This is a genomic window from Paraburkholderia gardini (assembly GCF_907164545.1).
GTDB lineage: Bacteria > Pseudomonadota > Gammaproteobacteria > Burkholderiales > Burkholderiaceae > Paraburkholderia > Paraburkholderia gardini.
Genome location: NZ_CAJQZB010000029.1, coordinates 1 through 21,749 on the forward strand (window position 1 = coordinate 1; position 21,749 = coordinate 21,749).

The 21,749-nt window shown below is 64.0% G+C and carries 20 protein-coding genes; 12 read left to right on the top strand and 8 right to left on the bottom strand.

What is annotated here, in order from left to right; translation table 11 throughout:
• Positions 1 to 152: 152 nt before the first annotated feature.
• The 3 genes from LPA37_RS19215 to LPA37_RS19225 are packed head-to-tail and all read right to left on the bottom strand — an operon-like array spanning position 153 to position 2,301.
• On the bottom strand, positions 153 to 695 hold the full coding sequence (locus LPA37_RS19215) for a response regulator transcription factor (RefSeq protein ID WP_228980100.1): 543 nt from the start codon (positions 693 to 695) through the stop codon (positions 153 to 155).
• The gene (locus tag LPA37_RS19220) at positions 692 to 2,047 is read right to left on the bottom strand and encodes an ATP-binding protein (protein WP_228980098.1); all 1,356 of its coding nucleotides are present in this window, start codon (positions 2,045 to 2,047) and stop codon (positions 692 to 694) included. Before LPA37_RS19220 ends, LPA37_RS19215 begins: the two co-directional genes overlap by 4 nt.
• Before the next feature lie 20 nt (positions 2,048 to 2,067).
• On the bottom strand, positions 2,068 to 2,301 hold the full coding sequence (locus LPA37_RS19225; RefSeq protein WP_228980096.1) for a cysteine-rich CWC family protein: 234 nt from the start codon (positions 2,299 to 2,301) through the stop codon (positions 2,068 to 2,070).
• 281 nt (positions 2,302 to 2,582) lie between these two features.
• Here LPA37_RS19225 and argB point away from each other — a divergent pair, with 281 nt between their 5' ends.
• From argB to LPA37_RS19260, 7 genes are all read left to right on the top strand, one after another.
• The gene (argB, locus tag LPA37_RS19230; RefSeq protein ID WP_228980093.1) at positions 2,583 to 3,482 is read left to right on the top strand and encodes an acetylglutamate kinase; all 900 of its coding nucleotides are present in this window, start codon (positions 2,583 to 2,585) and stop codon (positions 3,480 to 3,482) included.
• A gap of 225 nt (positions 3,483 to 3,707) precedes the next feature.
• Positions 3,708 to 4,499 carry a pyrimidine 5'-nucleotidase gene (locus LPA37_RS19235; protein ID WP_229013403.1) on the top strand — a complete coding sequence of 264 codons (792 nt, stop codon included), beginning with the start codon at positions 3,708 to 3,710 and terminating at the stop codon, positions 4,497 to 4,499.
• A complete protein-coding gene (slmA, locus tag LPA37_RS19240) occupies positions 4,466 to 5,137 on the top strand; it encodes a nucleoid occlusion factor SlmA (protein WP_229013364.1) in 672 nt (223 codons plus the stop codon). Before LPA37_RS19235 ends, slmA begins: the two co-directional genes overlap by 34 nt.
• A 298-nt stretch (positions 5,138 to 5,435) precedes the next feature.
• Positions 5,436 to 6,581, top strand: a complete 1,146-nt coding sequence (metX, locus tag LPA37_RS19245) for a homoserine O-succinyltransferase MetX (protein ID WP_228980089.1) — start codon at positions 5,436 to 5,438, stop codon at positions 6,579 to 6,581.
• A complete protein-coding gene (gene metW / locus LPA37_RS19250) occupies positions 6,578 to 7,186 on the top strand; it encodes a methionine biosynthesis protein MetW (protein WP_228980087.1) in 609 nt (202 codons plus the stop codon). The genes metX and metW overlap by 4 nt, the downstream gene beginning before the upstream one ends.
• A 14-nt stretch (positions 7,187 to 7,200) precedes the next feature.
• Positions 7,201 to 8,595, top strand: a complete 1,395-nt coding sequence (locus LPA37_RS19255) for an AmpG family muropeptide MFS transporter (RefSeq protein ID WP_228980085.1) — start codon at positions 7,201 to 7,203, stop codon at positions 8,593 to 8,595.
• Positions 8,592 to 9,689, top strand: coding sequence for a M48 family metallopeptidase (locus LPA37_RS19260; protein WP_228980083.1), 1,098 nt, complete (start codon positions 8,592 to 8,594; stop codon positions 9,687 to 9,689). The genes LPA37_RS19255 and LPA37_RS19260 overlap by 4 nt, the downstream gene beginning before the upstream one ends.
• A gap of 24 nt (positions 9,690 to 9,713) precedes the next feature.
• Here the strand turns inward: LPA37_RS19260 and LPA37_RS19265 are convergent, their stop codons facing one another.
• The 5 genes from LPA37_RS19265 to gatC form a co-directional block, all read right to left on the bottom strand.
• Complete coding sequence (locus LPA37_RS19265; RefSeq protein WP_228980081.1) at positions 9,714 to 10,487, bottom strand: exodeoxyribonuclease III; 774 nt, start codon at positions 10,485 to 10,487, stop codon at positions 9,714 to 9,716.
• A gap of 49 nt (positions 10,488 to 10,536) precedes the next feature.
• Positions 10,537 to 11,376 (bottom strand): PPK2 family polyphosphate kinase, encoded by an 840-nt coding sequence (locus LPA37_RS19270; protein WP_228980080.1) that lies wholly within the window; start codon positions 11,374 to 11,376, stop codon positions 10,537 to 10,539.
• A 143-nt stretch (positions 11,377 to 11,519) separates the two neighbouring features.
• Positions 11,520 to 12,995, bottom strand: coding sequence for an Asp-tRNA(Asn)/Glu-tRNA(Gln) amidotransferase subunit GatB (gatB, locus tag LPA37_RS19275; RefSeq protein ID WP_228980077.1), 1,476 nt, complete (start codon positions 12,993 to 12,995; stop codon positions 11,520 to 11,522).
• Positions 12,996 to 12,999: 4 nt separating this feature from the next.
• The gene (gene gatA / locus LPA37_RS19280; protein ID WP_228980075.1) at positions 13,000 to 14,490 is read right to left on the bottom strand and encodes an Asp-tRNA(Asn)/Glu-tRNA(Gln) amidotransferase subunit GatA; all 1,491 of its coding nucleotides are present in this window, start codon (positions 14,488 to 14,490) and stop codon (positions 13,000 to 13,002) included.
• Between the two features lie 113 nt (positions 14,491 to 14,603).
• Positions 14,604 to 14,903 (bottom strand): Asp-tRNA(Asn)/Glu-tRNA(Gln) amidotransferase subunit GatC, encoded by a 300-nt coding sequence (gene gatC / locus LPA37_RS19285; protein WP_229013365.1) that lies wholly within the window; start codon positions 14,901 to 14,903, stop codon positions 14,604 to 14,606.
• 366 nt (positions 14,904 to 15,269) lie between these two features.
• Here gatC and LPA37_RS19290 point away from each other — a divergent pair, with 366 nt between their 5' ends.
• The 5 genes from LPA37_RS19290 to rodA all read left to right on the top strand — a co-directional run bounded on the left by LPA37_RS19290 (position 15,270) and on the right by rodA (position 21,725).
• Positions 15,270 to 16,313, top strand: coding sequence for a rod shape-determining protein (locus LPA37_RS19290; protein ID WP_004189550.1), 1,044 nt, complete (start codon positions 15,270 to 15,272; stop codon positions 16,311 to 16,313).
• Positions 16,314 to 16,441: 128 nt separating this feature from the next.
• Complete coding sequence (mreC, locus tag LPA37_RS19295; protein WP_229013366.1) at positions 16,442 to 17,569, top strand: rod shape-determining protein MreC; 1,128 nt, start codon at positions 16,442 to 16,444, stop codon at positions 17,567 to 17,569.
• The gene (mreD, locus tag LPA37_RS19300; RefSeq protein ID WP_228980067.1) at positions 17,566 to 18,078 is read left to right on the top strand and encodes a rod shape-determining protein MreD; all 513 of its coding nucleotides are present in this window, start codon (positions 17,566 to 17,568) and stop codon (positions 18,076 to 18,078) included. The genes mreC and mreD overlap by 4 nt, the downstream gene beginning before the upstream one ends.
• Before the next feature lie 138 nt (positions 18,079 to 18,216).
• A complete protein-coding gene (gene mrdA / locus LPA37_RS19305; RefSeq protein ID WP_229013367.1) occupies positions 18,217 to 20,565 on the top strand; it encodes a penicillin-binding protein 2 in 2,349 nt (782 codons plus the stop codon).
• A gap of 11 nt (positions 20,566 to 20,576) precedes the next feature.
• Complete coding sequence (gene rodA / locus LPA37_RS19310) at positions 20,577 to 21,725, top strand: rod shape-determining protein RodA (RefSeq protein WP_228980063.1); 1,149 nt, start codon at positions 20,577 to 20,579, stop codon at positions 21,723 to 21,725.
• The last annotated feature ends 24 nt before the right edge of the window (positions 21,726 to 21,749 follow it).

Genomic DNA, 21,749 nt, shown 5'->3' on the forward strand with positions numbered 1-21,749 from the left:
CGCAGTTGCGCTTCGCTTCGCTCGCTGTGATCAACTTACGGTGGGACTTGCACCCACAAGAGTGCGCCCATGCTGGGCGCACAAGTAAAACGGACGGCCTTTTCGAAGGCCGCCCGTTTTTCCACCAGTGCCATGCATTCACGGCGCGCAACTCACTGCCGCACCGGCCGTTTCGCCAGCTTGCGCTGCAGCGTGCGGCGATGCATGTTCAGCGCACGCGCCGTCGCCGAAATGTTGTTGCCGTTTTCCGCCAGCACGCGCTGGATATGCTCCCATTCGAGCCGCGCCACGGAAAGCGGCGCCGGGTGGTCGATCGCCTCTTCGGCCTGCAGCGCGCTCGCTTCGCTTTGTAGCGCGGAAAGAATCGATTCGACGTTGGCGGGCTTTGCCAGATAGTTGTCGGCGCCATCCTTCACCGCCTGCACGGCCGTCGCGATACTTGCGTAGCCCGTCAGCACGAGCATGCGTGCGTCCGGCTGCAATTCGCGCAACGGCGCGACCAGGTTCAGGCCGGAATCGTTGCCCAGATGCAGGTCGACCGTGATCTGCCCGAACTTCTGCTGGTTCGCGAGCCTGATCGCCTCGGCTGCGTTGTGCGCCTCGGCGACCGTGAAGCCGCGTCGCGTGAGGCCCCGCGCGAGGATGCCGGAGAACACTTCGTCATCGTCGATGACCAGAAAATTCATGTCGCTCATGCCTGTTTCTCCGTATTGTCAGGTGCCGAACCGTTCCGGTTCGCATCCGTCTGGCCAGCGGCCGTCTGCGCGGTACCGGGTTTCCATGCGCCGGACTGCCCGTGGCCTGCCACCGGCAGTCGCAGCGTAGCGCGCGTGCCGCGCGGCTTCGTTTCGTTGATATCGCTTAATTCGATCGAACCACCCAGGCGCGTCGCGGCGGAAAACGCCAGATAAAGGCCGACGCCGTGACCGCCCTGCGTGCTGTCGACCGGCATCGTGCCGAGCGAATGACGCAGCGTCGGCGGAATACCCGGGCCGGCGTCGCACACTTCGAACTCGATCGTATCGCCGCGCGCCGTCAGCCGGGCGGTCAGCGTGACGTGATCGCGGCTCGCGCGCGCCGCATTATCCAGCAGGATCGTGAGAATCTGGCCGACTGCGACCGTATCGTCAAGGCTGACGTGGTCGGGCGGCGTTCCCGGGCGTTCGAATTTGACATGCGGATGCCGCAGCCGCCATTGCTCGACGAACGATGCGAGCCATTCGCCCACCGTCAGCCGGCTACCCGGCGACGAGGCGCGACTGCGCAGCCGCGCGAGCGCCGACGTGCACAACGCCATCTGCTGTTCGAGCAGGGAGATATCCGCCGAATACGGCGCGAGACCCTGGTCGGTACGCGCCGCGTCGCGCAGTTCTTCGGCAAGCATCGCGATCGTGGAGAGCGGCGTGCCGATTTCGTGCGCGACGGTGGCGGCCTGCACGCCGAGCGCCACGGCACGCTCATCGCGCAGCAAGCGCTGCTGGGCCTCGCCCAGCGCGGCTTCGCGCAGCCGCAGGGCGCGCGACATCCGCGCCACGAACCACGCGATCAGGCCGACGCTCACCATGAAGTTCACCCACATGCCGGCGCGGTAGTAGTCGAAGAGGTTCGCCGGATTGTCGAGGTTGAGCGGCACGGAATCGAAGCCGAGCACGGCGTAACAGGCAGCCGCGAACGCGGCGAGCCACGCCATCAGATACCAGGGCAGCACGGCCGCGGCAATCGCCAGCGAGGGCAGATACAGCGACACGAACGGATTGGTCGTGCCGCCCGACAGGAACAGCAGCGCCGACAGGGCGCCCAGATCAACCCAGATCTGGCCGAACAGCTCGAGATTGGACTCAGGCTTCTCGCGCGCCACGCGAATCCACGTCAAGCCGTTGAACACGACTTCGAGCGCGATCACGAGCAGCATCGCGGGGAGCGGCAGATGGACGCCGAACATGAACTGGACAACCGCGATCGTGCCAAGCTGCCCAATGATGGCGAAGCTTCGCAGCCAGAAAAGATGCCCGAGGTTGACCCTGCCGGTGGTGGTTATGCGGTGCATGCCGCCAGTTTACCCGTCAGTCAGCGGCCCGGGGCACCCGGCGCGCCGCTTTGCTGGGTGCTTGCGATTTCAGTGGCAAGGCATTCGGGGCACAGACACCCGCTTCCCGCCGCGAGTCGCTCCGCTGGCAACGCCAGCATCGCGCGGCACCAGCATGCGACGTCTTTCGCCCGCGCGCCGCAGTCGAACGCATGGCCGCAGCGCGGACAGCGCACGCTCACCACATCCTGCGAAGAAGAATCTGACGCGTTCATGGCGAAATGATGAATCTGTTGGGGAATCACAGGAATAATGCCACGTCCTGCATGCGCCAGTAACCGGCCGTTCGGCCAGCTTTTCGGCCTCGCCGGGGCGCGGGAGAATCCATCTCATGCCGCGCCGGGCAGGTGTTATCCCGCCGCGCGGCGACGCCATGTTGCGCACTGCACGAAAAGCGCCCCGCGCACCGCTCCGGCGCGCTTCGAAAACCCTGTTGCAGCGCGCCACTCCTGTACAATTCGCCCTTGTTTCAACTGCCCTGCCTGACTCTGCCGCCATGTCCGAGATCCCAGACCTTTCGCAGATTGCGCCCACCCTGAAAGCCGAAATTCTGGCCGAGGCGCTGCCCTATATCCGCCAGTATCACGGCAAGACCGTGGTGATCAAATACGGCGGCAATGCCATGACCGAAGAGCGCCTGAAGCAGGGCTTCGCGCGCGACGTCATTCTGCTGAAGCTGGTCGGCATCAACCCGGTGATCGTGCACGGCGGCGGCCCGCAGATCGATCAGGCGCTGAAGAAAATCGGCAAGCAGGGCACGTTCATCCAGGGCATGCGCGTCACCGACGAAGAGACGATGGAAGTCGTCGAATGGGTGCTCGGCGGCGAAGTGCAGCAGGACATCGTCACGCTGATCAACCACTTCGGCGGTCATGCGGTGGGCTTGACGGGCAAGGATGGCGGCCTCATTCACGCACGCAAGATGCTGATGCCCGACCGCGAGAATCCGGGCCAGTACGTCGATATCGGCCAGGTCGGCGAAGTCGAGGCAATCAACCCGGCGGTCGTGAAAGCGTTGCAGGACGACGCGTTCATTCCGGTGATCTCGCCGATCGGCTTCGGTGAAGACGGGCTGTCGTACAACATCAACGCGGATCTGGTCGCAGGCAAGCTGGCGGTCGTGCTGAACGCCGAGAAGCTCGTCATGATGACCAACATCCCCGGCGTGATGGACAAGGCGGGCAACCTGCTGACCGATCTGTCGGCACGGGAAATCGATGGTCTGTTCGCGGACGGAACGATCTCGGGCGGCATGTTGCCGAAAATCTCGTCGGCACTCGATGCGGCAAAGAGCGGTGTGCGCTCGGTGCATATTATCGACGGCCGCATCGAGCATTCGGTGCTGCTCGAAATCCTGACCGAACAGCCGTTCGGCACCATGATCCGCTCGCATTGAGCGCATCATGAAACACGGTGCGCGCAGCCATGCGCGTATCGTGCCACGCAGCCCGCCGCCCTTGTGCGGTGGCAGCGCGATGCTCCACCAGCCGGCGTTCAGGCCCACTGTATTTCACGCTGCATCCGGCGCTTTCAGGCCTGATTCATGGCCTGCTGCCCGGCGTTCGAACAGGCCTTCAAACCGGACTCCTGCATGGCCTCTCCCGTTTCCACTGCCAGCATGATGCGTCCCTCCCGTCCTAAACGCCGTCGGCCGCATATCGGAGGCGGCACGCCCGTGTGGCTCTTCGATCTCGACAACACGCTGCATCACGCATCGCACGCGATCTTCCCGGCGATCAACCTGGCGATGACGCAGTACATCATCGACGCCCTGCAGGTCGAGCGCGACGAGGCGAACCGTCTGCGCACCGGCTACACGCAGCGTTACGGCGCAACGCTGCTGGGCCTTGCGCGCCATCATCCAGTCGATCCGCACCACTTTCTCAAGGTCGTGCACACGTTCCCTGATCTGCCCGCGATGCTGCGCGCCGAGCGCGGCCTCGCGCGTCTCATCGAGGCGCTGCCGGGCCGCAAGATCGTGCTGACCAACGCGCCCGAAAAGTACGCGCGCGCGGTCCTCGACGAGCTGCGCATCGCGCCACTGTTCGAGCGGGTGATCGCCATCGAGCACATGCGCGACCGGCGCGCCTGGCGCGCGAAGCCCGATCCGTCGATGCTGCGTCGTGCCATGCGCGACGCGCACGTCAGTCTCGCGGACGCCATCCTCGTCGAAGACACGCGCAGCCATCTGAAAAACTACCGGCGACTCGGCATCCGCACGGTGTGGATCACCGGCCATCTGCCGGCGCAGCGCCGCGTGGAGGGCGTGCCGGCGCGTCTGCCGGGCACTGGCCGTCCCCACTATGTCGACTGGTCGATTCGTTCGTTAAAATCATTGCGATCGGGCATCCGCTCGGGGCGACTGAAAAGGCGACATCCATGCAGCCGACTGACAGACCTGACCCGCCGGTAGACGACGAACATCACGACGCCAGCGGCACCCGCGCGCCGCGCCTGAAACCCGGCGAGCGGCGCGTCCACATCCTCCAGACGCTCGCCGCCATGCTGGAGGCGCCCAAGAGCGAAAAAATCACCACGGCGGCGCTCGCCGCGCGGCTCGGCGTCTCGGAAGCGGCGCTTTACCGGCATTTCGCCAGCAAGGCACAGATGTTCGAAGGGCTGATCGAGTTCATCGAGCAATCCATTTTTGGGCTCATCAACCAGATCGTATCGAAAGAGCCAAACGGCGTGCTTCAGGCGCGCTCGATCGCGCTCATGCTGCTCAACTTCGCCGCCAGGAACCCCGGCATGACGCGCGTGCTGACAGGCGAAGCGCTCGTCGGCGAACATGAACGGCTGGCGGAACGCGTGAACCAGATGCTGGAGCGCGTCGAGGCGTCGCTGAAGCAATGCCTGCGGCTCGGATTGATGGATGTCAACACGCAGGCCGACAGCGCCGCCGTGCCACTGCCGGCGGACTACGATCCCGCCGTTCGCGCAAGCCTGCTGGTGAGCTACATCATCGGACGCTGGCACCGCTTTGCCCGCAGCGGCTTTTCGCGCGCACCCGGCGAACACGCCGAAGCGCAGTTGCTACTCATCCTCCAGTAATCCAGTAACGTAGCGGCATTCCCGGTTCGGGAAGTCGACAGGACGGCGCGCGCCGCTACTCCAGAACTTTCCGCTATAATTTGCGCCTGATTGCGGTATTCGCTGCCATAGCGGCCACCGGAACATGCAGGATGAATGACGCGCCGATTTGCTGACTCGATTGCGGGCGCGCGAACTGCCGGGAGGGTTCCCGCGGTTCACTACAAATGCGGCTAAAGAGGTCGTCAGCCGCGCATATCGTCTTTTCGCGCATCGCCGACACCATCTAGCCGCCCAGAGTCGTTAAAAGGCGGAATGAATGGAATCGATCGGCATCGTCGCTCCCCAGAAAATGCATTTCCCCGAGCCGCTGCTCATGCAGAACGGCAGCTCGCTCGCCGGTTACGACCTGATCGTCGAAACCTACGGCACGCTCAACGCCGCGCGCAGCAACGCGGTGCTCGTCTGTCACGCGCTCAACGCGTCGCATCACGTCGCGGGCGTCTACGCGGATGATCCGAAGGACGTCGGCTGGTGGGACAACATGGTCGGCCCAGGCAAGCCGCTCGATACGAACCGCTTCTTCGTGATCGGCGTGAACAATCTCGGCTCGTGTTTCGGCTCGACGGGCCCGATGAGCATCGATCCGTCGACGCAGCAGCCATACGGCGCGAGTTTTCCGGTCGTCACCGTCGAGGACTGGGTGAACGCGCAGGCGCGCCTCGCCGACATCTTCGGCATCGAGCGCTTTGCAGCCGTGATGGGCGGCAGCCTCGGCGGCATGCAGGCGCTGGCGTGGAGCATGATGTACCCGGAGCGTGTCGCGCACTGCATCGTGGTGGCATCGACGCCGAAGCTCTCCGCGCAGAACATCGCGTTCAACGAAGTGGCGCGCTCGGCGATCCTGTCGGACCCGGACTTCCACGGCGGCAACTATTACGCGCACAACGTGAAGCCGAAGCGTGGCCTGCGGGTCGCGCGGATGATCGGCCACATCACGTATCTCTCCGACGACGACATGGCCGCCAGGTTCGGCCGTGCGTTGCGCCGGGCCGAAGGCGCGCACGACGCCTACAACTTCAATTTCGACGTCGAGTTCGAAGTGGAGTCGTATCTGCGGTATCAGGGCGACAAATTCGCCGACTACTTCGACGCGAACACGTATCTGCTGATCACGCGCGCGCTCGACTACTTCGATCCGGCGAAAGCGTTCGATGGCGACCTGACCGCCGCGCTCGCGCACACCACGGCGAAATACCTGATCGCGAGTTTCTCGACGGACTGGCGTTTCGCGCCCGCGCGTTCGCGCGAACTGGTCAAGGCGCTGCTCGATCACAAACGCACGGTGACGTACGCCGAAATCGACGCGCCGCACGGGCACGACGCCTTCCTGCTCGACGACGCCCGCTATCACAACCTGATGCGCGCCTACTACGAACGCATTGCCACCGAGGTGAACGCATGAACCAGCGCGCGCTCGATTATCTTGCGACACGGCCCGACTTCCGCGCGATCGCCCGCTGGGTCGAGCCGCGCTCGACGGTGCTCGATCTCGGCTGCGGCGACGGCTCGCTGCTGTCGCTGCTGACCGAAGAACTGGACGTTTCCGGTTACGGCATCGAGATCAACGACGCCGGTGTGCTCGCATCGGCGAAAAACGGCATCAACGTGATCCAGCAGAATCTGGAGGACGGCCTGCGCCTGTTCGAGGACGGCAGTTTCGATTTCGCGATCCTGTCGCAGACGCTCCAGACGATTCACCAGACCGCCGCGATCCTGCGCGAGACGGTACGCGTCGGGAAGGAATGCATCGTGTCGTTTCCGAACTTCGGCTACTGGTCGCACCGGCTCTCGGTGTTGCAGGGTCGGATGCCCGTTTCGAAATCGCTGCCGTTCCAGTGGCACAACACGCCGAACGTGCGCGTCCTGACGATCAAGGATTTCGAGGCGCTCGCGCCGGAAGCCGGCATCGAAATCCTCGACCGCGTGGTGCTGCACGGCGGCCAGGCGGTCCGTTGGGGCGAGAACTGGCGTGGTAGTCTTGCGGTCTATCGGGTCAAGAAAAGCTAACGCAGACTATCCACATGTCGAACCCGCCACACGAGGCGCCTGCACTTTCCGCTCACGAAGACCACCCCGGCTGGCGTGCGTTTTTCAACCGACACATGCTGATATGCGTCTTCCTCGGCTTTACGTCGGGGTTGCCGCTTTTCACGCTCGTCTATCTTGTCCAGGCCTGGTTGCGCTCCGAAGGCGTCAACCTGAAGGAAATCGGCCTCTTCGCGCTGATCCAGTTTCCGTACACGTGGAAATTCGTCTGGGCGCCGCTGATGGACCGTTATCTGCCGCATCTGCCGGGCTGGCGCCCGGGCAGGCGGCGCGGCTGGATGCTCGTCACGCAGATTCTCGTCGCGGGCGCGATCGCGATGCTCGGCTTCGTGTCGCCGCGCGACTCGATCTGGACGGTTGCCGCGCTGACCGCGCTGGTCGCGTTCTTCGGCGCGAGCCAGGACATCGCGATCGACGCCTACCGGCGCGAACTGTTGACTGATACGCAGCAGGGTCTCGGCAACGCCGTCCACGTGAACGCATACAAGATCGCGGCGCTGGTGCCGGGTTCGCTAGCGCTGATCCTGTCGGACCATCTGCCGTGGACCACCGTCTTTATCGTCACCGCGGCGTTCATGCTGCCGGGGATGGTAATGGCCCTGCTCGTCAGCGAGCCCGAAGTACACGGCGCGCCGCCGAAGAACCTGCGCGACGCGATCGTGCTGCCATTTCGCGAATTCATCCTGCGTGATGGCTGGAAAGGCGCGCTGTTCGTGCTCGGCTTCATCTTCCTGTACAAGCTCGGCGACGTCATGGCGACCACGCTGTCCACGTCGTTCTTCCTCGATATCGGCTTTTCGCGCACGCAGATCGGCGTGATCGCGAAGACGACCGCGTTCGGCGCGAGCCTGGCGGGTGGCATTGTCGGCGGCGTGTGGCTGATGAAGATCGGCATCGGCCGCGGCCTGTGGATCTTCGGCCTGCTGCAGATGGTGTCGACGCTCGGCTTTGCGTGGCTTGCGCAGCTTGGCCCCGCGTCGCACGCGCTGGCCGCGATCTACGATTTCGCCGTGACGACGGGTCAGGGCACAACGAAGCTGTTGTCGTGGGTCGGCATCGACTGGACCGTCCAGCTCGATCCGCGTCTGGTCGCGCTCGCGCTCGTCTATGGCTTCGAAACCTTCGCGACCGGCCTGACGCTGGCGGCCTTCACCGCGTATATCGCCAGCACTACCGATCCACGCTATACCGCCACCCAGTTCGCGCTCTTCACGAGCCTCGCCTCGGTGCCGCGCACGCTGGCTTCGGCGGCCAGCGGTTATGTGGTCGCCGAGATCGGCTGGTTCACGTACTTCATCGTGTGTACGGCGCTCGCCGTGCCCGGCATGTTACTTTTGTTCCGGATCGCTCCCTGGAGAACGCAGTCGTGATCGCGTCCGCCCCGCTGCTCACGATGTTCCGACGCACCGCATTCGCGGCGCGCGTGGGCGTCTGCGTGAGCGCGGGTCTGACGCTGTTTCCGGCGCATCAGGCGCTCGCCGCCGATGCGCCCGCCAACGCAACCGTCAGCGCAGCGGACGCGGCCAGCGCGCCCGCGTCAAGGGCAGCCGTGGCCACGACGCCGGTTTCGGGCGCTTCCGCTGCAACCGGCGCTTCCAGCGCTTCAGCGCCGGGCGCTACGGCCCCCTCCAGTCACCAAAGCGTATACGGCCCGAGCCAGTCGATCCGTTTCGGCGGCAGCCCGGCGGTGTTCCGCAATCTGATTCCGTCGGCGATGCTCGAATCGCAGGCGTCGGCCGAATTCGACGAAATCGCGCGCGGCGCCAGCCACGCCAACAAGCTCTATCCCGCGACGGACGCTCGCGTCAAACGCGTGCGCACGACCATGGATCAACTGATTCCGTTCTCGCTGAAGTGGAACGAGCGCGCGAAAAACTGGAAGTGGGATGTCGCGGTCGTGAAGTCACCGGATATCCGGATGTACTGTCTGCCGGGCGGCAAGGTGGTGGTGTATGGCGGCCTGCTGGACCGCGTGCGCCTGAACGACAACGAGCTTGGCATGCTGCTCGGCCACGAAATCGCGCACGCACTGCGCGAACACGCGCGCGAGCGGCTCGGCGAACAGCAGGCCGCGCAACTCAGTTCCGGGCCGATCCCGCAGCTCTTCGGCCTGGCCGATCTTGGTGAAGCGCCGCTTGGCATCGGCACGCAACTGCTCGAAATGAAATACGAGAGCACGGACGAAACCGAGGCCGACGTGATCGGCAGCGACATCGCGTCACGCGCGGGTTTCGATCCGCGCGCCGCCATCACACTATGGGACAAGCTCGCGGCAGCAACGCGCAAAAACCGCGAGCAGGGCTTCATCTACGTGCATCCGTATACGCCGGCGCGGCGCGCCGACATCATGAAACGCCTGCCCGACATGCTGCCGCTCTACGCGAAGGCGATCGGCAAAACAGTCGACGCATTGCCGGATTACGCCGGCATCGGCCGCCCGAAGCACAAATTCGCGACCGAATAAAACGCGTTACCGCCTCCCGATACGTCAGGCCGGACGATCGTAATCGACAGTCAGCGGCGCGTGGTCGCTGAACTTGATGTCGCGGAACACCTCCGTGCGCTTCGCCCGGCCGGCAATGCCCGGCGTCGCGATCTGATAGTCGATCCGCCACCCCACGTTCTTCGCATACGCCTGACCGCGATTGCTCCACCACGTGTACTGCTCCGGGCGCGGATCGAGCGTGCGAAACACGTCGACGTAGCCCACTTCGTCGAACAGCTTCGTGAGCCACGCGCGCTCCTCCGGCAGGCAGCCTGAATTCTTCTGGTTGCCCTTCCAGTTCTTGATGTCGATTTCCTTGTGCACGATGTTCACGTCGCCGCACACGATCACTTCGCGCTCCTGGCGCAATGCGTCGAGGTGCGGCATGAACACGTCCATGAAGCGGTATTTCGCCAGTTGCCGCTCCTCGCCGCTCGACCCCGACGGCACATACACAGAAATCACCGACAGATTGCCGAAACGCACTTCGACATAACGCCCTTCGGCGTCGAACTCTTCGCTGCCGAAACCGATCACGACTTCGTCCGGTTCGACGCGCGTGTACACGCCCGCGCCGCTGTAGCCCTTTTTCACCGCGTGCTGGAAGTAGCCCGTGTAGCCGTGCGGCGCGAGAAATTCAGGCGTCATGTCGTCCTGCGAGCACTTGATTTCCTGCACGCAGAGCACATCGGCGTTCTGGTCGCGGAACCAGTCGAAGAAACCTTTTTTGGCCGCCGAGCGGATGCCGTTGAGATTGGCGGTAATCACACGCAACATGTCGTTTCCTTTTGTTTGATGGTTGGCAGCACGCCGGCTAAAACTGGCGTCATTCGATTTTCAGGCCCTTCAGCGAGTCTTTGGCCGGCGGAAACTCAAGCTTCAATCCTTCGAACGCGCGCAACAGCAGCTCGGCGATCATCAGGTTGCGGTGCGTCTTCGAATCGGCCGGAATCACGTACCACGGCGCGTAGTCAGTCGAGGTCGCGGCGAGCGCGTCCTGATAGGCGTTCTGGTATTTGTCCCACAACTTGCGTGCATCGAGATCGGCGACATCGAATTTCCAGTGCTTCGTCGGATCGTCGATGCGCGCCTGCAGGCGCTTCTTCTGCTCGTCCTTCGAAATGTGCAGCATGCATTTGATGAGGGTCGTGCCGCTGTCGGCAAGCAGCGCTTCGAATTCGCGGATGTGTCGATAGCGGCGCGCGCATTCGTCGGCGTCGATGTCGCCAAGCACCGCGGGCACCAGTACGTCTTCGTAATGGCTGCGGTTGAAGATCGTCAGCTCGCCGGCAGCCGGCGCCTGCGCGTGGACGCGCCACAGAAAATCATGCGCCGCTTCGACGGGCGTCGGCGCCTTGAACGGCACGATGCGCAGCCCAAGCGGATCGACCTCGCGAAAAACCGCGCGGATGGTGCCGTCCTTGCCACTCGTGTCCATGCCCTGCAGCACGAGCAGGACGCGTCGAACGCGCTGCGCGTGCAAACGCTCCTGCAGGCCGTCGAGCAGCGCGCCGATTACCGCGAGACGCTCGCGGTCGCCTTCTTTCGTGCCGCTCGAAAAGGGCTTCGCGCCGGGATCGAACTCGCCAGGCGAGAACTTCGCCGGCTTGCCTTTATCGTCGAAGAACGGAACGCGAAAATCATCCAGCTCAGGTTTTTTTGCCATGTGGATCTCTTTGCTGACGACGTCGATTGGGCGTCGACAAAAGGAAACGGGCCGCTGCCTCAACCTTCGTCCGGCAACAGCCCGTCATGACCGGCGGCGTTTCCCGACTGCATGAAACGCCCCCGCGACACCTTTACTTCAGATCAGCCCAGCTTCTTCTTCAGCAGATCGTTGACCTGTTGCGGATTGGCCTTGCCCTTCGTGGCTTTCATCGCCTGACCGATCAGCGCGTTGAACGCCTTTTCCTTACCGGCGCGGAATTCCTCAACCGACTTCGCGTTCGCGGCGAGGACTTCGTCGATGATCGCTTCGAGCGCGCCAACGTCCGAAATCTGCTTGAGGCCCTTTGCTTCGATGATGCGATCCGCGGCGGCTTCGTCGGTGGCTTTTTCTTCCCAGATCGCGAGGAAGATTTCCTTCGCGATCTTGTTGGAAATCGTGCCGTCGGCGATGCGTTGCAGCAGCAGCGCAAGCTGCGCGGCCGAAACAGGGCTTTGTGCGATGTCGAGCCCTTCGCGGTTCAGCTGCGACGACACTTCGCCGTTCAGCCAGTTCGCCGCGACCTTCGCCTGCGCCGCGCCGAGTTTCGCGACGAGCGCCTCGTAGTACGCGGCGCTCGCCTTGCTCGACGTCAGCACACCGGCGTCATACGGCGTGAGACCGTATTGCTCGACAAAGCGCGCCTGGATTGCTTCCGGCAACTCCGGCAGGGTGCGCTTCACACGCTCGATCCACGCTGCGTCGATCATCAGCGGCATCAGGTCGGGGTCGGGGAAATAGCGGTAATCGTGCGCGTCTTCCTTGCTGCGCATCGAACGCGTTTCGCGCTTGTCCGGATCGTACAGACGCGTTTCCTGCACCACCGTGCCGCCGTCTTCGATCAGCTCGATCTGGCGGCGCACTTCGTACTGGATCGCTTCTTCGAGGAAGCGGAACGAGTTCAGGTTCTTGATCTCGGCGCGCGTGCCGAACTTCTCCTGACCGACCGGACGCACCGACACGTTCGCGTCGCAACGGAACGAGCCTTCCTGCATGTTGCCGTCGCAGATGCCCAGCCACACGACGAGCGTGTGCAGCGTTTTCGCGTATGCGACCGCTTCGGCGGCGCTGCGCATTTCCGGCTCGGTGACGATTTCGAGCAGCGGCGTGCCGGCACGATTCAGATCGATGCCCGTCATGCCGGCAAAATCTTCGTGCAGCGACTTGCCCGCGTCTTCCTCGAGGTGGGCGCGCGTCAGGTTGACGGTTTTTTCATACGCCGGCTTGCCTGCTTTTTCATTCGCGGGCACCTGGATCGTGATCTGTCCGCCCTGCACGACCGGAATTTCGTACTGGCTGATCTGATAGCCCTTCGGCAGATCGGGATAGAAATAATTCTTGCGCGCGAAGATGCTGCGCGGCGCGACCGTCGCGCCAATCGCGAGACCGAACTGGATCGCGCGCTCGACGGCGCCGCGGTTCATCACCGGCAGCGTGCCCGGCAGCGCAAGATCGACGGGTGCGGCCTGCGTGTTCGGCGCGGCGCCGAACTGCGTGGATGCGGCAGAAAAAATCTTCGAGACGGTCGACAACTGCGCGTGCGTCTCAAGACCGATAACGACTTCCCATTGCGTGGTCATGGATTCACACTCCTGCCGGGGTTTGACGATGCCAGCCGGTCGCGCGCTGGAACGCGTCGGCGATCTGCAACATGCGGGCTTCGCTGAAATAGTTGCCGATGATCTGCAGACCGACCGGACGCGCTGCATTCGCGCCCGTGCCGAAACCGCACGGCACGCTCATGCCGGGCAGCCCCGCGAGGCTCACCGACAGCGTGTAGATGTCCGCGAGGTACATCTGCACCGGATCGTCGCCCTTCGCGCCGAGATCCCACGCGACCGACGGCGACACCGGGCCCATGATCACGTCGCACTGTTTGAACGCTTCCTGGAAGTCCTGCGCGATGATGCGGCGGATCTTCTGGGCCTGCAGGTAGTACGCGTCGTAGTAACCGTGCGACAGCACGTACGTGCCGACCAGAATGCGGCGCTTCACTTCCGGACCGAACCCTTCGGCGCGCGACTTCTTGTACATGTCGAGCAGGTCGCGATACTGCGCCGCGCGATGGCCGTAACGCACGCCATCGAAACGCGACAGGTTCGACGACGCTTCCGCCGGCGCGATCACGTAGTACACGGGAATCGACAGCTCGGTTTTCGGCAGCGACACGTCGACGAGCGTCGCGCCCAGTGCTTCGTACTGCTTCAGCGCGGCGTCGATCGACGCGCGGACGTCATCGGCGAGACCCGCGCCGAAATATTCCTTCGGCAGGCCGATACGCAGGCCGGCGAGCGGCCTGGCTGCGCCTGCGTCTGCGGCCCACGTGCTGCCGAGATAGCGCGTGTAGTCTTCGTCGTCGCGCGTGAGGCTGGTGGAATCGCGCTCGTCGAAGCCGCCCATTGCGGTAAGCAGCGTCGCGCAGTCGGCCGCGGTCTGCGCGAACGGACCGCCCTGATCCAGCGACGACGCAAAAGCGATCATCCCGTAACGCGACACGCGGCCGTACGTCGGCTTGATGCCGGTGATGCCCGTGAACGACGCCGGCTGGCGGATCGAGCCGCCGGTATCCGTACCCGTCGCGGCGGGCGCGAGGCGCGCTGCGACCGCCGCGGCTGAGCCGCCCGACGAGCCGCCCGGCACGGCCTTGCGGTCCCACGGGTTCTGCACGGGGCCGAAGTGCGAGTTTTCGTTCGACGAACCCATCGCGAATTCGTCCATGTTCGTCTTGCCGACGCACACCATGCCCGCGCGCGCCAGCCGGTCGACGACGGTCGCATCGAACGGGCTTTGGTAGTTCTCGAGCATCTTCGAGCCGGCGGTCGAGCGCCAGCCACGCGTCACGAACACGTCCTTGTGCGCGATGGGCAGGCCCGTCAGCGGACCTGCGTTGCCCGCGGCGAGACGCGCGTCGGCGGCTTTGGCCTGCGCCAGTGTCAGATCGGCATCGACCTGGATGAACGCGTTCAGGCTCTTCGCGGCTTCGATGCGTTGCAGATACGTCTGCGCGAGTTCGACGGCGGAGCATTCCTTCGCATCGAGCGCGGCGCGCAGTTCGATCAAACTTTTTTCATGCATTGCGTTTATTCCTGGAAAGCGCGGCAGCGCGTTGCGCTGTCGTGAAGGCGTCCGGCTGCCCGCCGGCCTGCCGTGCCATGGGTGCCCGCCTCACGCGGGCGCACGGCCAGCGCCTATTCGAGAACCTTCGGCACCAGATACAGCCCTTCCTGCACGGCCGGAGCCGGGCGCTGGAATTCGTCGCGGCGCACGACCTCGGTGGCGGCGTCGTCGCGCAGGCGCAGCGCGACGTCCTCGATCTGCTCGATCGGGTGCGCGAGCGGCGCGATGCCGGTGGTGTCGACGGCCTGCATCTGCTCGACGAGGCCGAAAAAATCGTTGAGCTGGGCAAGCGTTTGCTCCGCGTCGGCATCGGGCAATTCGAGCCGCGCGAGGTGTGCGATGCGTTTCACATCGGTCAGGGTCAGAGCCATGCGGTCACCGGAAAGAGACGTGGACTGGCGCAGTGCGGAAAAAGAGTGCTGCGACAGAGAGTTACGACATTGGAGCGCGCCCTCGAAAAGGGCCTGGCGACGGCGAAAAGTACCGTCCGTTTCCTCCAAAACATCCAAAATTATAAGGTATCATTACGCGTTCGACCCAAACCCGGTCTGACTTACCAAGGCCTTACCGGACATTTTCCAGTGAACCGTATGGCCTTGTTTCGGTCTCCGGTAGATTCCCCTCGCAGTTTCAGGCTTCTGTGGCATGTTCCCGCCCGACCTGAAGCTGTTATTTTTTCCGCTGCCGTCCTGCGCGTACGATGCGAGGCCCGGCCCCCAGCGAGACAGGATTTTTGAATGTTCGGTTTTTTGCGCAGCTACTTTTCCAACGATCTGGCCATTGACCTCGGTACTGCCAATACGCTCATCTATATGCGCGGCAAAGGCATCGTTCTCGATGAACCCTCCGTGGTGTCGATCCGCCAGGAAGGCGGTCCGAACGGCAAGAAAACAATTCAGGCGGTCGGCAAGGAAGCCAAGCAGATGCTCGGCAAGGTACCGGGCAACATCGAGGCGATCCGGCCAATGAAGGACGGCGTGATCGCCGACTTCACCGTCACCGAGCAGATGATCAAGCAGTTCATCAAGACCGCCCACGAATCGCGCATGTTCTCGCCGTCGCCGCGCATCATCATCTGCGTGCCGTGCGGCTCGACCCAGGTCGAGCGCCGCGCGATCAAGGAAGCCGCGCACGGCGCGGGCGCCTCGCAGGTCTACCTCATCGAAGAACCGATGGCCGCGGCAATCGGCGCCGGCCTGCCGGTGTCGGAAGCCACCGGCTCGATGGTCGTCGACATCGGCGGCGGCACGACGGAAGTCGGCGTGATCTCGCTCGGCGGCATCGTGTACAAGGGTTCGGTGCGCGTCGGTGGCGACAAGTTCGACGAAGCCATCGTCAACTACATCCGCCGCAACTACGGCATGCTGATCGGCGAGCAAACGGCCGAAGCCATCAAGAAGGAAATCGGCTCCGCGTTCCCGGGTTCCGAAGTCAAGGAAATGGAAGTGAAGGGCCGCAACCTGTCGGAAGGGATTCCGCGCAGCTTCACGATTTCAAGCAACGAGATCCTGGAAGCCCTCACCGATCCGCTGAACCAGATCGTGTCGTCGGTGAAGATCGCGCTGGAACAGACGCCGCCGGAACTCGGCGCCGACATCGCCGAACGCGGCATGATGCTGACGGGCGGTGGCGCGCTGCTGCGCGATCTCGACCGTCTGCTCGCGGAAGAAACCGGCTTGCCGGTGCTCGTCGCCGAAGACCCGCTGACGTGCGTCGTGCGCGGCTCGGGTATGGCGCTCGAGCGCATGGACAAGCTCGGCAGCATCTTTTCCTACGAGTAAGCGGGTCTAAATTGATGAAAGCGGCGCGGACCCAACGGCTGGCGTTGCCAGCTGCCGTCGCCGCCCGCCAGGCGCCGATCTGACGCGCCGCAGTCTCACCCAACACGCTCACGCCCCCGGCGCCGACCATGGAATACAGTCCGCCGCCCCTGTTCAGGCAAGGCCCGTCGGCACTCGCACGGCTGATCTTCTTCGTCGTGCTGGCGCTCGCCTTGCTGATCTCCGACGCACGCTTCCGAACCCTTGAGATCGTTCGCGGCGTCCTCGGTGCGGGCCTTTATCCGTTGCAACGCGCGGCGCTCGTGCCGCGCGACCTGTTCATGGGCGCAGCCGACCTCGCCGTGAGCAGCACCACGCTGCGCAGCGAGAACGACAGGCTGCGCGCGAAAAACCTCCAGTTGTCGCAACAGGCCAACCTGGCCGCCGAACTCGGCGCTGAAAACAGCCATCTGCGCGCGCTGCTCGAACTGTCGCAACGCAGCACCACGCAATCCACGCCGGCCGAAATCCAGTACGACACGCGCGATCCGTTCACGCAGAAGGTCGTGATCGGGCGCGGCTCGCAGCAGGGCGTGAAAGACGGTTCGCCGGTCGTCAACGAAGACGGCGTCATCGGACAGGTCACGCGCGTGTTCCCGCTGCAGTCGGAAGTCACGCTGCTCACCGACAAGGATCAGGCCGTGCCCGTCCAGATCGTGCGCACGGGCCTGCGCAGCGTGATCTACGGCACGCCGAAGGGCGATTCGCTCGATCTGCGCTTCGTGCCGATCAGCGCCGACGTGCTGGCCGGCGACGAACTCGTCACAAGCGGCCTCGACGGCGTGTATCCGCCGGGTCTGCCGGTTGCGAAGGTGGTGCGCGTCGACAAGCAGGCGGACACCGCGTTCGCCCGCGTGGTCTGCGTACCGGTCGCACAGGTGCGCGGAGCGCGTCAGTTGCTCGTGCTGCATTACGTGAACGACGTTCCGCCACGCCCTCCGGAACCTGATCCCGTCGCCGCCGCAAAAGAAGCGAAGGCGAAGCGCAACGCAAAACCGACCGACAAGGCCACGGAAAAGAGCGCGGGCGCGGCGAAAGCACCGGAAAAAACCGGTGAAAAGAGCGCGGACAAAGCTACGGAAAAGCCGGCTGAAAAACCCGCCACTCGGGCCGCCGGGAAAAACGCACGGGCCGCGCAGCCAGCGGCAACCGCCGGCGCCAGGACAGGCGAAAAAACCGAAAAGGCCGAAAAGAGTGTGCAGGGGACGAAGCCATGAACCGCCCGCAATACATTCTGCAGCCGGTCAATCCGTACTTCATCGCGTTCAGTCTCGCCGCCGCCTTCCTGCTGAACCTGATGCCGTGGGGACGGATGATCGGCGTGCCCGACTTCGTCGCGCTGGTGCTGCTGTTCTGGAACGTCCACCAGCCGCGCAAGGTCGGCATGGGCATCGCGTTTTTCCTCGGCCTGTTGATGGACGTGCATAACGCGAGCCTGCTCGGCGAACACGCGCTCGCCTATACCGTGCTGTCGTATGGCGCGATCACGATTCACCGCCGCGTGCTGTGGATGTCGATCGGCATTCAGGCGTTCGCGGTCATGCCGCTGCTGGTCGGCGCGCAGATCGTGCCGTTCGTGATCCGTCTTTTGACGGGCGCCGCATTCCCCGGATGGGGTTATCTGATCGACGGCTTCGTCGAAGCTGCACTTTGGCCCATCGCAAGCGTATTGTTGTTGATGCCGCAGCGCCGCCCCGCCGATCCGGACGATACCCGGCCCATCTAGGTCGCACCGCGCGCCGGGAGCCCGATTGAACACGTATTCATCCCGCCGGCCGGACGCGCCACGTTTAGATTTTCCGCCCGCCATTGCCCGCGGGCACGCTTTTCCTGACGGCCGCCCGTCGGCCCATTCCACACGCGCATGACCGAATTCAACGACACACAACAGCAACTTTCGAAGTTCCGCCTGCGGGTCGCCGCAGCGGGTGTGTTCGTGTTCATCTGCTTCGGGCTGATCGGTTTTCGTTTCCTGTTCCTGCAGGTTTGGCACTACAGCAAATATTCACTGCAAGCCGACGAAAACCGTATTTCCGTCGCGCCGATCGTGCCGAACCGCGGCATCATCACCGACCGTAACGGCATCGTGCTGGCGAAGAACTACTCGGCCTACACGCTCGAAATCACCCCGTCGAAGCTGAACGACTCGCTGGAAAACGTCATCGACAACCTCTCGACGGTCATCCCGATCGATGCGCGCGACCGTCGCCGCTTCAAGAAGCTGCAGGAAGACTCAAAGAACTTCGAGAGCCTGCCGATCCGCACGCGTCTCACCGACGAGGAAGTCGCGCGTTTCACCGCGCAACGTTTCCGTTTTCCGGGCGTCGAAGTGCGCGCGCGCCTGTTCCGTCAATATCCGCTGGGTCCGACGGCGGCGCACGTGATCGGCTATATCGGGCGGATTTCGCAGCGCGACCAGGAACGCATCGACGACGTCAGCGACCAGAACGACACGGATTCCGACCACTACGATCCGCGTCTCGACGCCAACAACTACAAGGGCACGGACTACATCGGCAAGATCGGCGTCGAGCAGAGTTACGAGACCGAACTGCACGGCCTGACGGGTTTCGAGGAAGTGGAAGTGACCGCCGGCGGCCGTCCGGTTCGCACGCTGTCGCGTACCCAGGCGACGCCGGGCAACAACCTCGTGCTGTCGCTGGATATCGGCCTGCAGCAGGTCGCGGAGCAGGCATTCGCGGGCCGGCGCGGCGCACTCGTCGCCATCGAGCCGTCGACGGGCGACGTGCTCGCATTCGTGTCGGCGCCGAGTTTCGATCCGAACTCGTTCGTCGACGGCATCGACCAGCAGACCTGGGACGAGCTGAACAATTCGCCAGATCACCCATTGCTGAACCGTCCATTACACGGCACGTATCCGCCGGGGTCGACGTACAAGCCGTTCATGGCGCTCGCCGCGCTCACCCTGCACAAGCGCACGCCGGGCTGGGGCTTCCAGGATCCGGGTTCGTACACCTTCGCCGGCCACACGTTCCGCAACGACGTGCCGCAAGGCCAGGGCTGGATCGACATGAACCGCGCGATCATGGTGTCGAACGACACGTATTTCTACATGCTCGCGCACGATCTGGGCGTGAACGCGATTGCCAACTTCATGAAGCCGTGGGGCTTCGGGCAGATCACCGGCATCGACATTTCCGGCGAGGCGCGCGGCATCCTGCCGTCGACCGAATGGAAGCGCAAGGCGTATCGCAAGCCGGAACAGCAGCGCTGGTATGAAGGCGAAACGATCAGTCTCGGCATCGGCCAGGGCTACAACTCGTTCACGATCCTGCAACTCGCGCACGCCACCGCGACGCTCGCCAACAACGGCGTGCTGATGAAGCCTCATCTCGTGAAAGAGATCGAGAATCCGATCACGCACGCCACGCGCCTGACGGTGCCGAAGGACGATGGCCGCATCAACGTCGCGCAGCAGGACATCGACGTCGTCAAGCGCGGGATGGAAAACGTGACGACGAATCCGTCGGGCACGGCATATCAGGTGTTCCGCAACGCGGCGTATCTGGCGGCCGGCAAGACCGGCACGGCGCAGGTGTTCTCGCTGCAGGGCGCGAAATACCACGGTCACGCGCTCGCCGAGCATCTGCGCGACCACGCGCTCTTTATCGCGTTCGCACCGGCCGATCATCCGCGCATCGCAGTGGCGCTGATCGTCGAAAACGGCGGCTGGGGCGCGCAGGTGGCGGGGCCGATCGCGCGTCGCGTGCTCGACTATTACCTCGTCGACCGCGCGAAACCAGGCGCGGAAGCGGCCGCCATCGAAGCGGCGGCGTCGGCAACGGAAGACGCGTCGGCACCGGTCATCGGTGAGGCGTCGCCAGCGCCGGATGTCGCCACGCCGACCCGGGTCGCGGCAGGCTATACGCCGCTGCCGCCGCCTCCGGGCGCGCCGGTGAAGCCGAAGCCCGATGCGGCGGGAGCGGCTTCCGGGGCGTCGCCGGCATCTTCGGCGGCTGATGCGGCGAAGCCGCTGGCGGCATCGGCGTCGAAGGCGGCACGCGCCGCCCGTAAAAGCGCTTCCGCGACCGATGCAATTTCCGCTTCCGACGCTGTGAAACCGGCCCGCAAGACGCCGCATCCATCGCGCCCGGCCAGCGAAACACCGACGACGGCGGCCGCGCCCTCGCGCGACACCGGCATCGCGCCGGCATCGCCGAATCAGCCGGCCACCGGCGGCATGGACGAATAAAGGAAAGCGGCATGCAATTCGACAAGCGCGCCTGGCTCGATCGCCTCAAGAGCATGTTCCTCGGCTTCGACAAGCCGCTGGCGCTGATCGTTTTTCTGTTGCTGTGCGTCGGCATCGTGACGTTGTATAGCGCGACGCTCGACATGCCCGGCAAGGTCGAAGACCAGCTACGCAACATCATGCTGACGTTCGTCCTGATGTGGGCGCTCGCCACCGTGCCGCCCACCACGTTGATGCGCTTTGCGCTGCCGCTCTATACATTTGGCATCGCGCTGCTGGTTGCCGTGGCGATGTTCGGGCTGACGCGCAAGGGCGCGAAGCGCTGGATCAACGTCGGCGTGGTGATCCAGCCGTCCGAGATCATGAAGATCGCGACGCCGATGATGCTCGCGTGGTACTACCAGAAGCGCGAAGGGGTGATGCGCTGGTTCGACTACGCGGTCGGCCTGCTGATCCTCGTGATTCCCGTCGGACTGATCGCGAAACAGCCGGACCTCGGCACGGCCGTGCTCGTGTTTGCCGCGGGTCTCTTCGTCATTTACTTCGCGGGTTTGAGTTTCAAGCTGATCGTGCCGGTGCTGATTGCCGCCGTGATCGCGGTGGGTTCGATCGCCGTGTTCCAGAACAGGATCTGCCAGCCGGAAGTCACGTGGCCGCTGATGCACGATTACCAGAAGCACCGTATCTGCACACTGCTCGATCCGACCTCGGATCCGCTCGGCAAGGGCTTCCACACCATCCAGGCGGTGATTGCGATCGGCTCCGGCGGCGCAACCGGCAAGGGCTGGATGAAGGGCACCCAGGCTCACCTCGAATTCATCCCGGAAAAGCACACCGACTTCATTTTCGCGGTGTTTTCGGAGGAATTCGGACTCGCCGGCGGCATCGTGCTACTGACGCTTTACATGCTGCTGATCGCGCGCGGGCTCTACATCGCGGCGAACGGGGCGACGCTGTTTGGCCGGCTGCTCGCCGGTTCCCTGACGATGGCGTTTTTCACCTACGCGTTCGTGAATATCGGAATGGTGAGCGGAATTCTGCCGGTTGTCGGCGTACCGTTGCCGTTCATGAGTTACGGCGGAACGGCGTTGATTACGCTCGGCATCGCGACCGGGCTCATCATGAGCGTCGCGCGACAGAAACGATTGATGAAGAGCTAATCTGTCGTTGACAGGCGATGCACG

What these genes read in the sequence shown, in the direction of transcription:
- mreC (WP_229013366.1), top strand. Translation starts at nt 16,442, where the DNA reads ATGGAATACAGTCCGCCGCCCCTGTTCAGGCAAGGCCCGTCGGCACTC.
- LPA37_RS19270 (WP_228980080.1), bottom strand. Translation starts at nt 11,376, where the DNA reads ATGGCAAAAAAACCTGAGCTGGATGATTTTCGCGTTCCGTTCTTCGAC.
- LPA37_RS19265 (WP_228980081.1), bottom strand. Translation starts at nt 10,487, where the DNA reads ATGTTGCGTGTGATTACCGCCAATCTCAACGGCATCCGCTCGGCGGCC.
- mrdA (WP_229013367.1), top strand. Translation starts at nt 18,217, where the DNA reads ATGACCGAATTCAACGACACACAACAGCAACTTTCGAAGTTCCGCCTG.
- rodA (WP_228980063.1), top strand. Translation starts at nt 20,577, where the DNA reads ATGCAATTCGACAAGCGCGCCTGGCTCGATCGCCTCAAGAGCATGTTC.
- gatC (WP_229013365.1), bottom strand. Translation starts at nt 14,903, where the DNA reads ATGGCTCTGACCCTGACCGATGTGAAACGCATCGCACACCTCGCGCGG.
- LPA37_RS19220 (WP_228980098.1), bottom strand. Translation starts at nt 2,047, where the DNA reads ATGCACCGCATAACCACCACCGGCAGGGTCAACCTCGGGCATCTTTTC.
- gatB (WP_228980077.1), bottom strand. Translation starts at nt 12,995, where the DNA reads ATGACCACGCAATGGGAAGTCGTTATCGGTCTTGAGACGCACGCGCAG.
- metW (WP_228980087.1), top strand. Translation starts at nt 6,578, where the DNA reads ATGAACCAGCGCGCGCTCGATTATCTTGCGACACGGCCCGACTTCCGC.
- gatA (WP_228980075.1), bottom strand. Translation starts at nt 14,490, where the DNA reads ATGCATGAAAAAAGTTTGATCGAACTGCGCGCCGCGCTCGATGCGAAG.
- LPA37_RS19225 (WP_228980096.1), bottom strand. Translation starts at nt 2,301, where the DNA reads ATGAACGCGTCAGATTCTTCTTCGCAGGATGTGGTGAGCGTGCGCTGT.
- LPA37_RS19215 (WP_228980100.1), bottom strand. Translation starts at nt 695, where the DNA reads ATGAGCGACATGAATTTTCTGGTCATCGACGATGACGAAGTGTTCTCC.
- argB (WP_228980093.1), top strand. Translation starts at nt 2,583, where the DNA reads ATGTCCGAGATCCCAGACCTTTCGCAGATTGCGCCCACCCTGAAAGCC.
- metX (WP_228980089.1), top strand. Translation starts at nt 5,436, where the DNA reads ATGGAATCGATCGGCATCGTCGCTCCCCAGAAAATGCATTTCCCCGAG.
- LPA37_RS19290 (WP_004189550.1), top strand. Translation starts at nt 15,270, where the DNA reads ATGTTCGGTTTTTTGCGCAGCTACTTTTCCAACGATCTGGCCATTGAC.
- LPA37_RS19255 (WP_228980085.1), top strand. Translation starts at nt 7,201, where the DNA reads ATGTCGAACCCGCCACACGAGGCGCCTGCACTTTCCGCTCACGAAGAC.
- mreD (WP_228980067.1), top strand. Translation starts at nt 17,566, where the DNA reads ATGAACCGCCCGCAATACATTCTGCAGCCGGTCAATCCGTACTTCATC.
- slmA (WP_229013364.1), top strand. Translation starts at nt 4,466, where the DNA reads ATGCAGCCGACTGACAGACCTGACCCGCCGGTAGACGACGAACATCAC.
- LPA37_RS19235 (WP_229013403.1), top strand. Translation starts at nt 3,708, where the DNA reads ATGCGTCCCTCCCGTCCTAAACGCCGTCGGCCGCATATCGGAGGCGGC.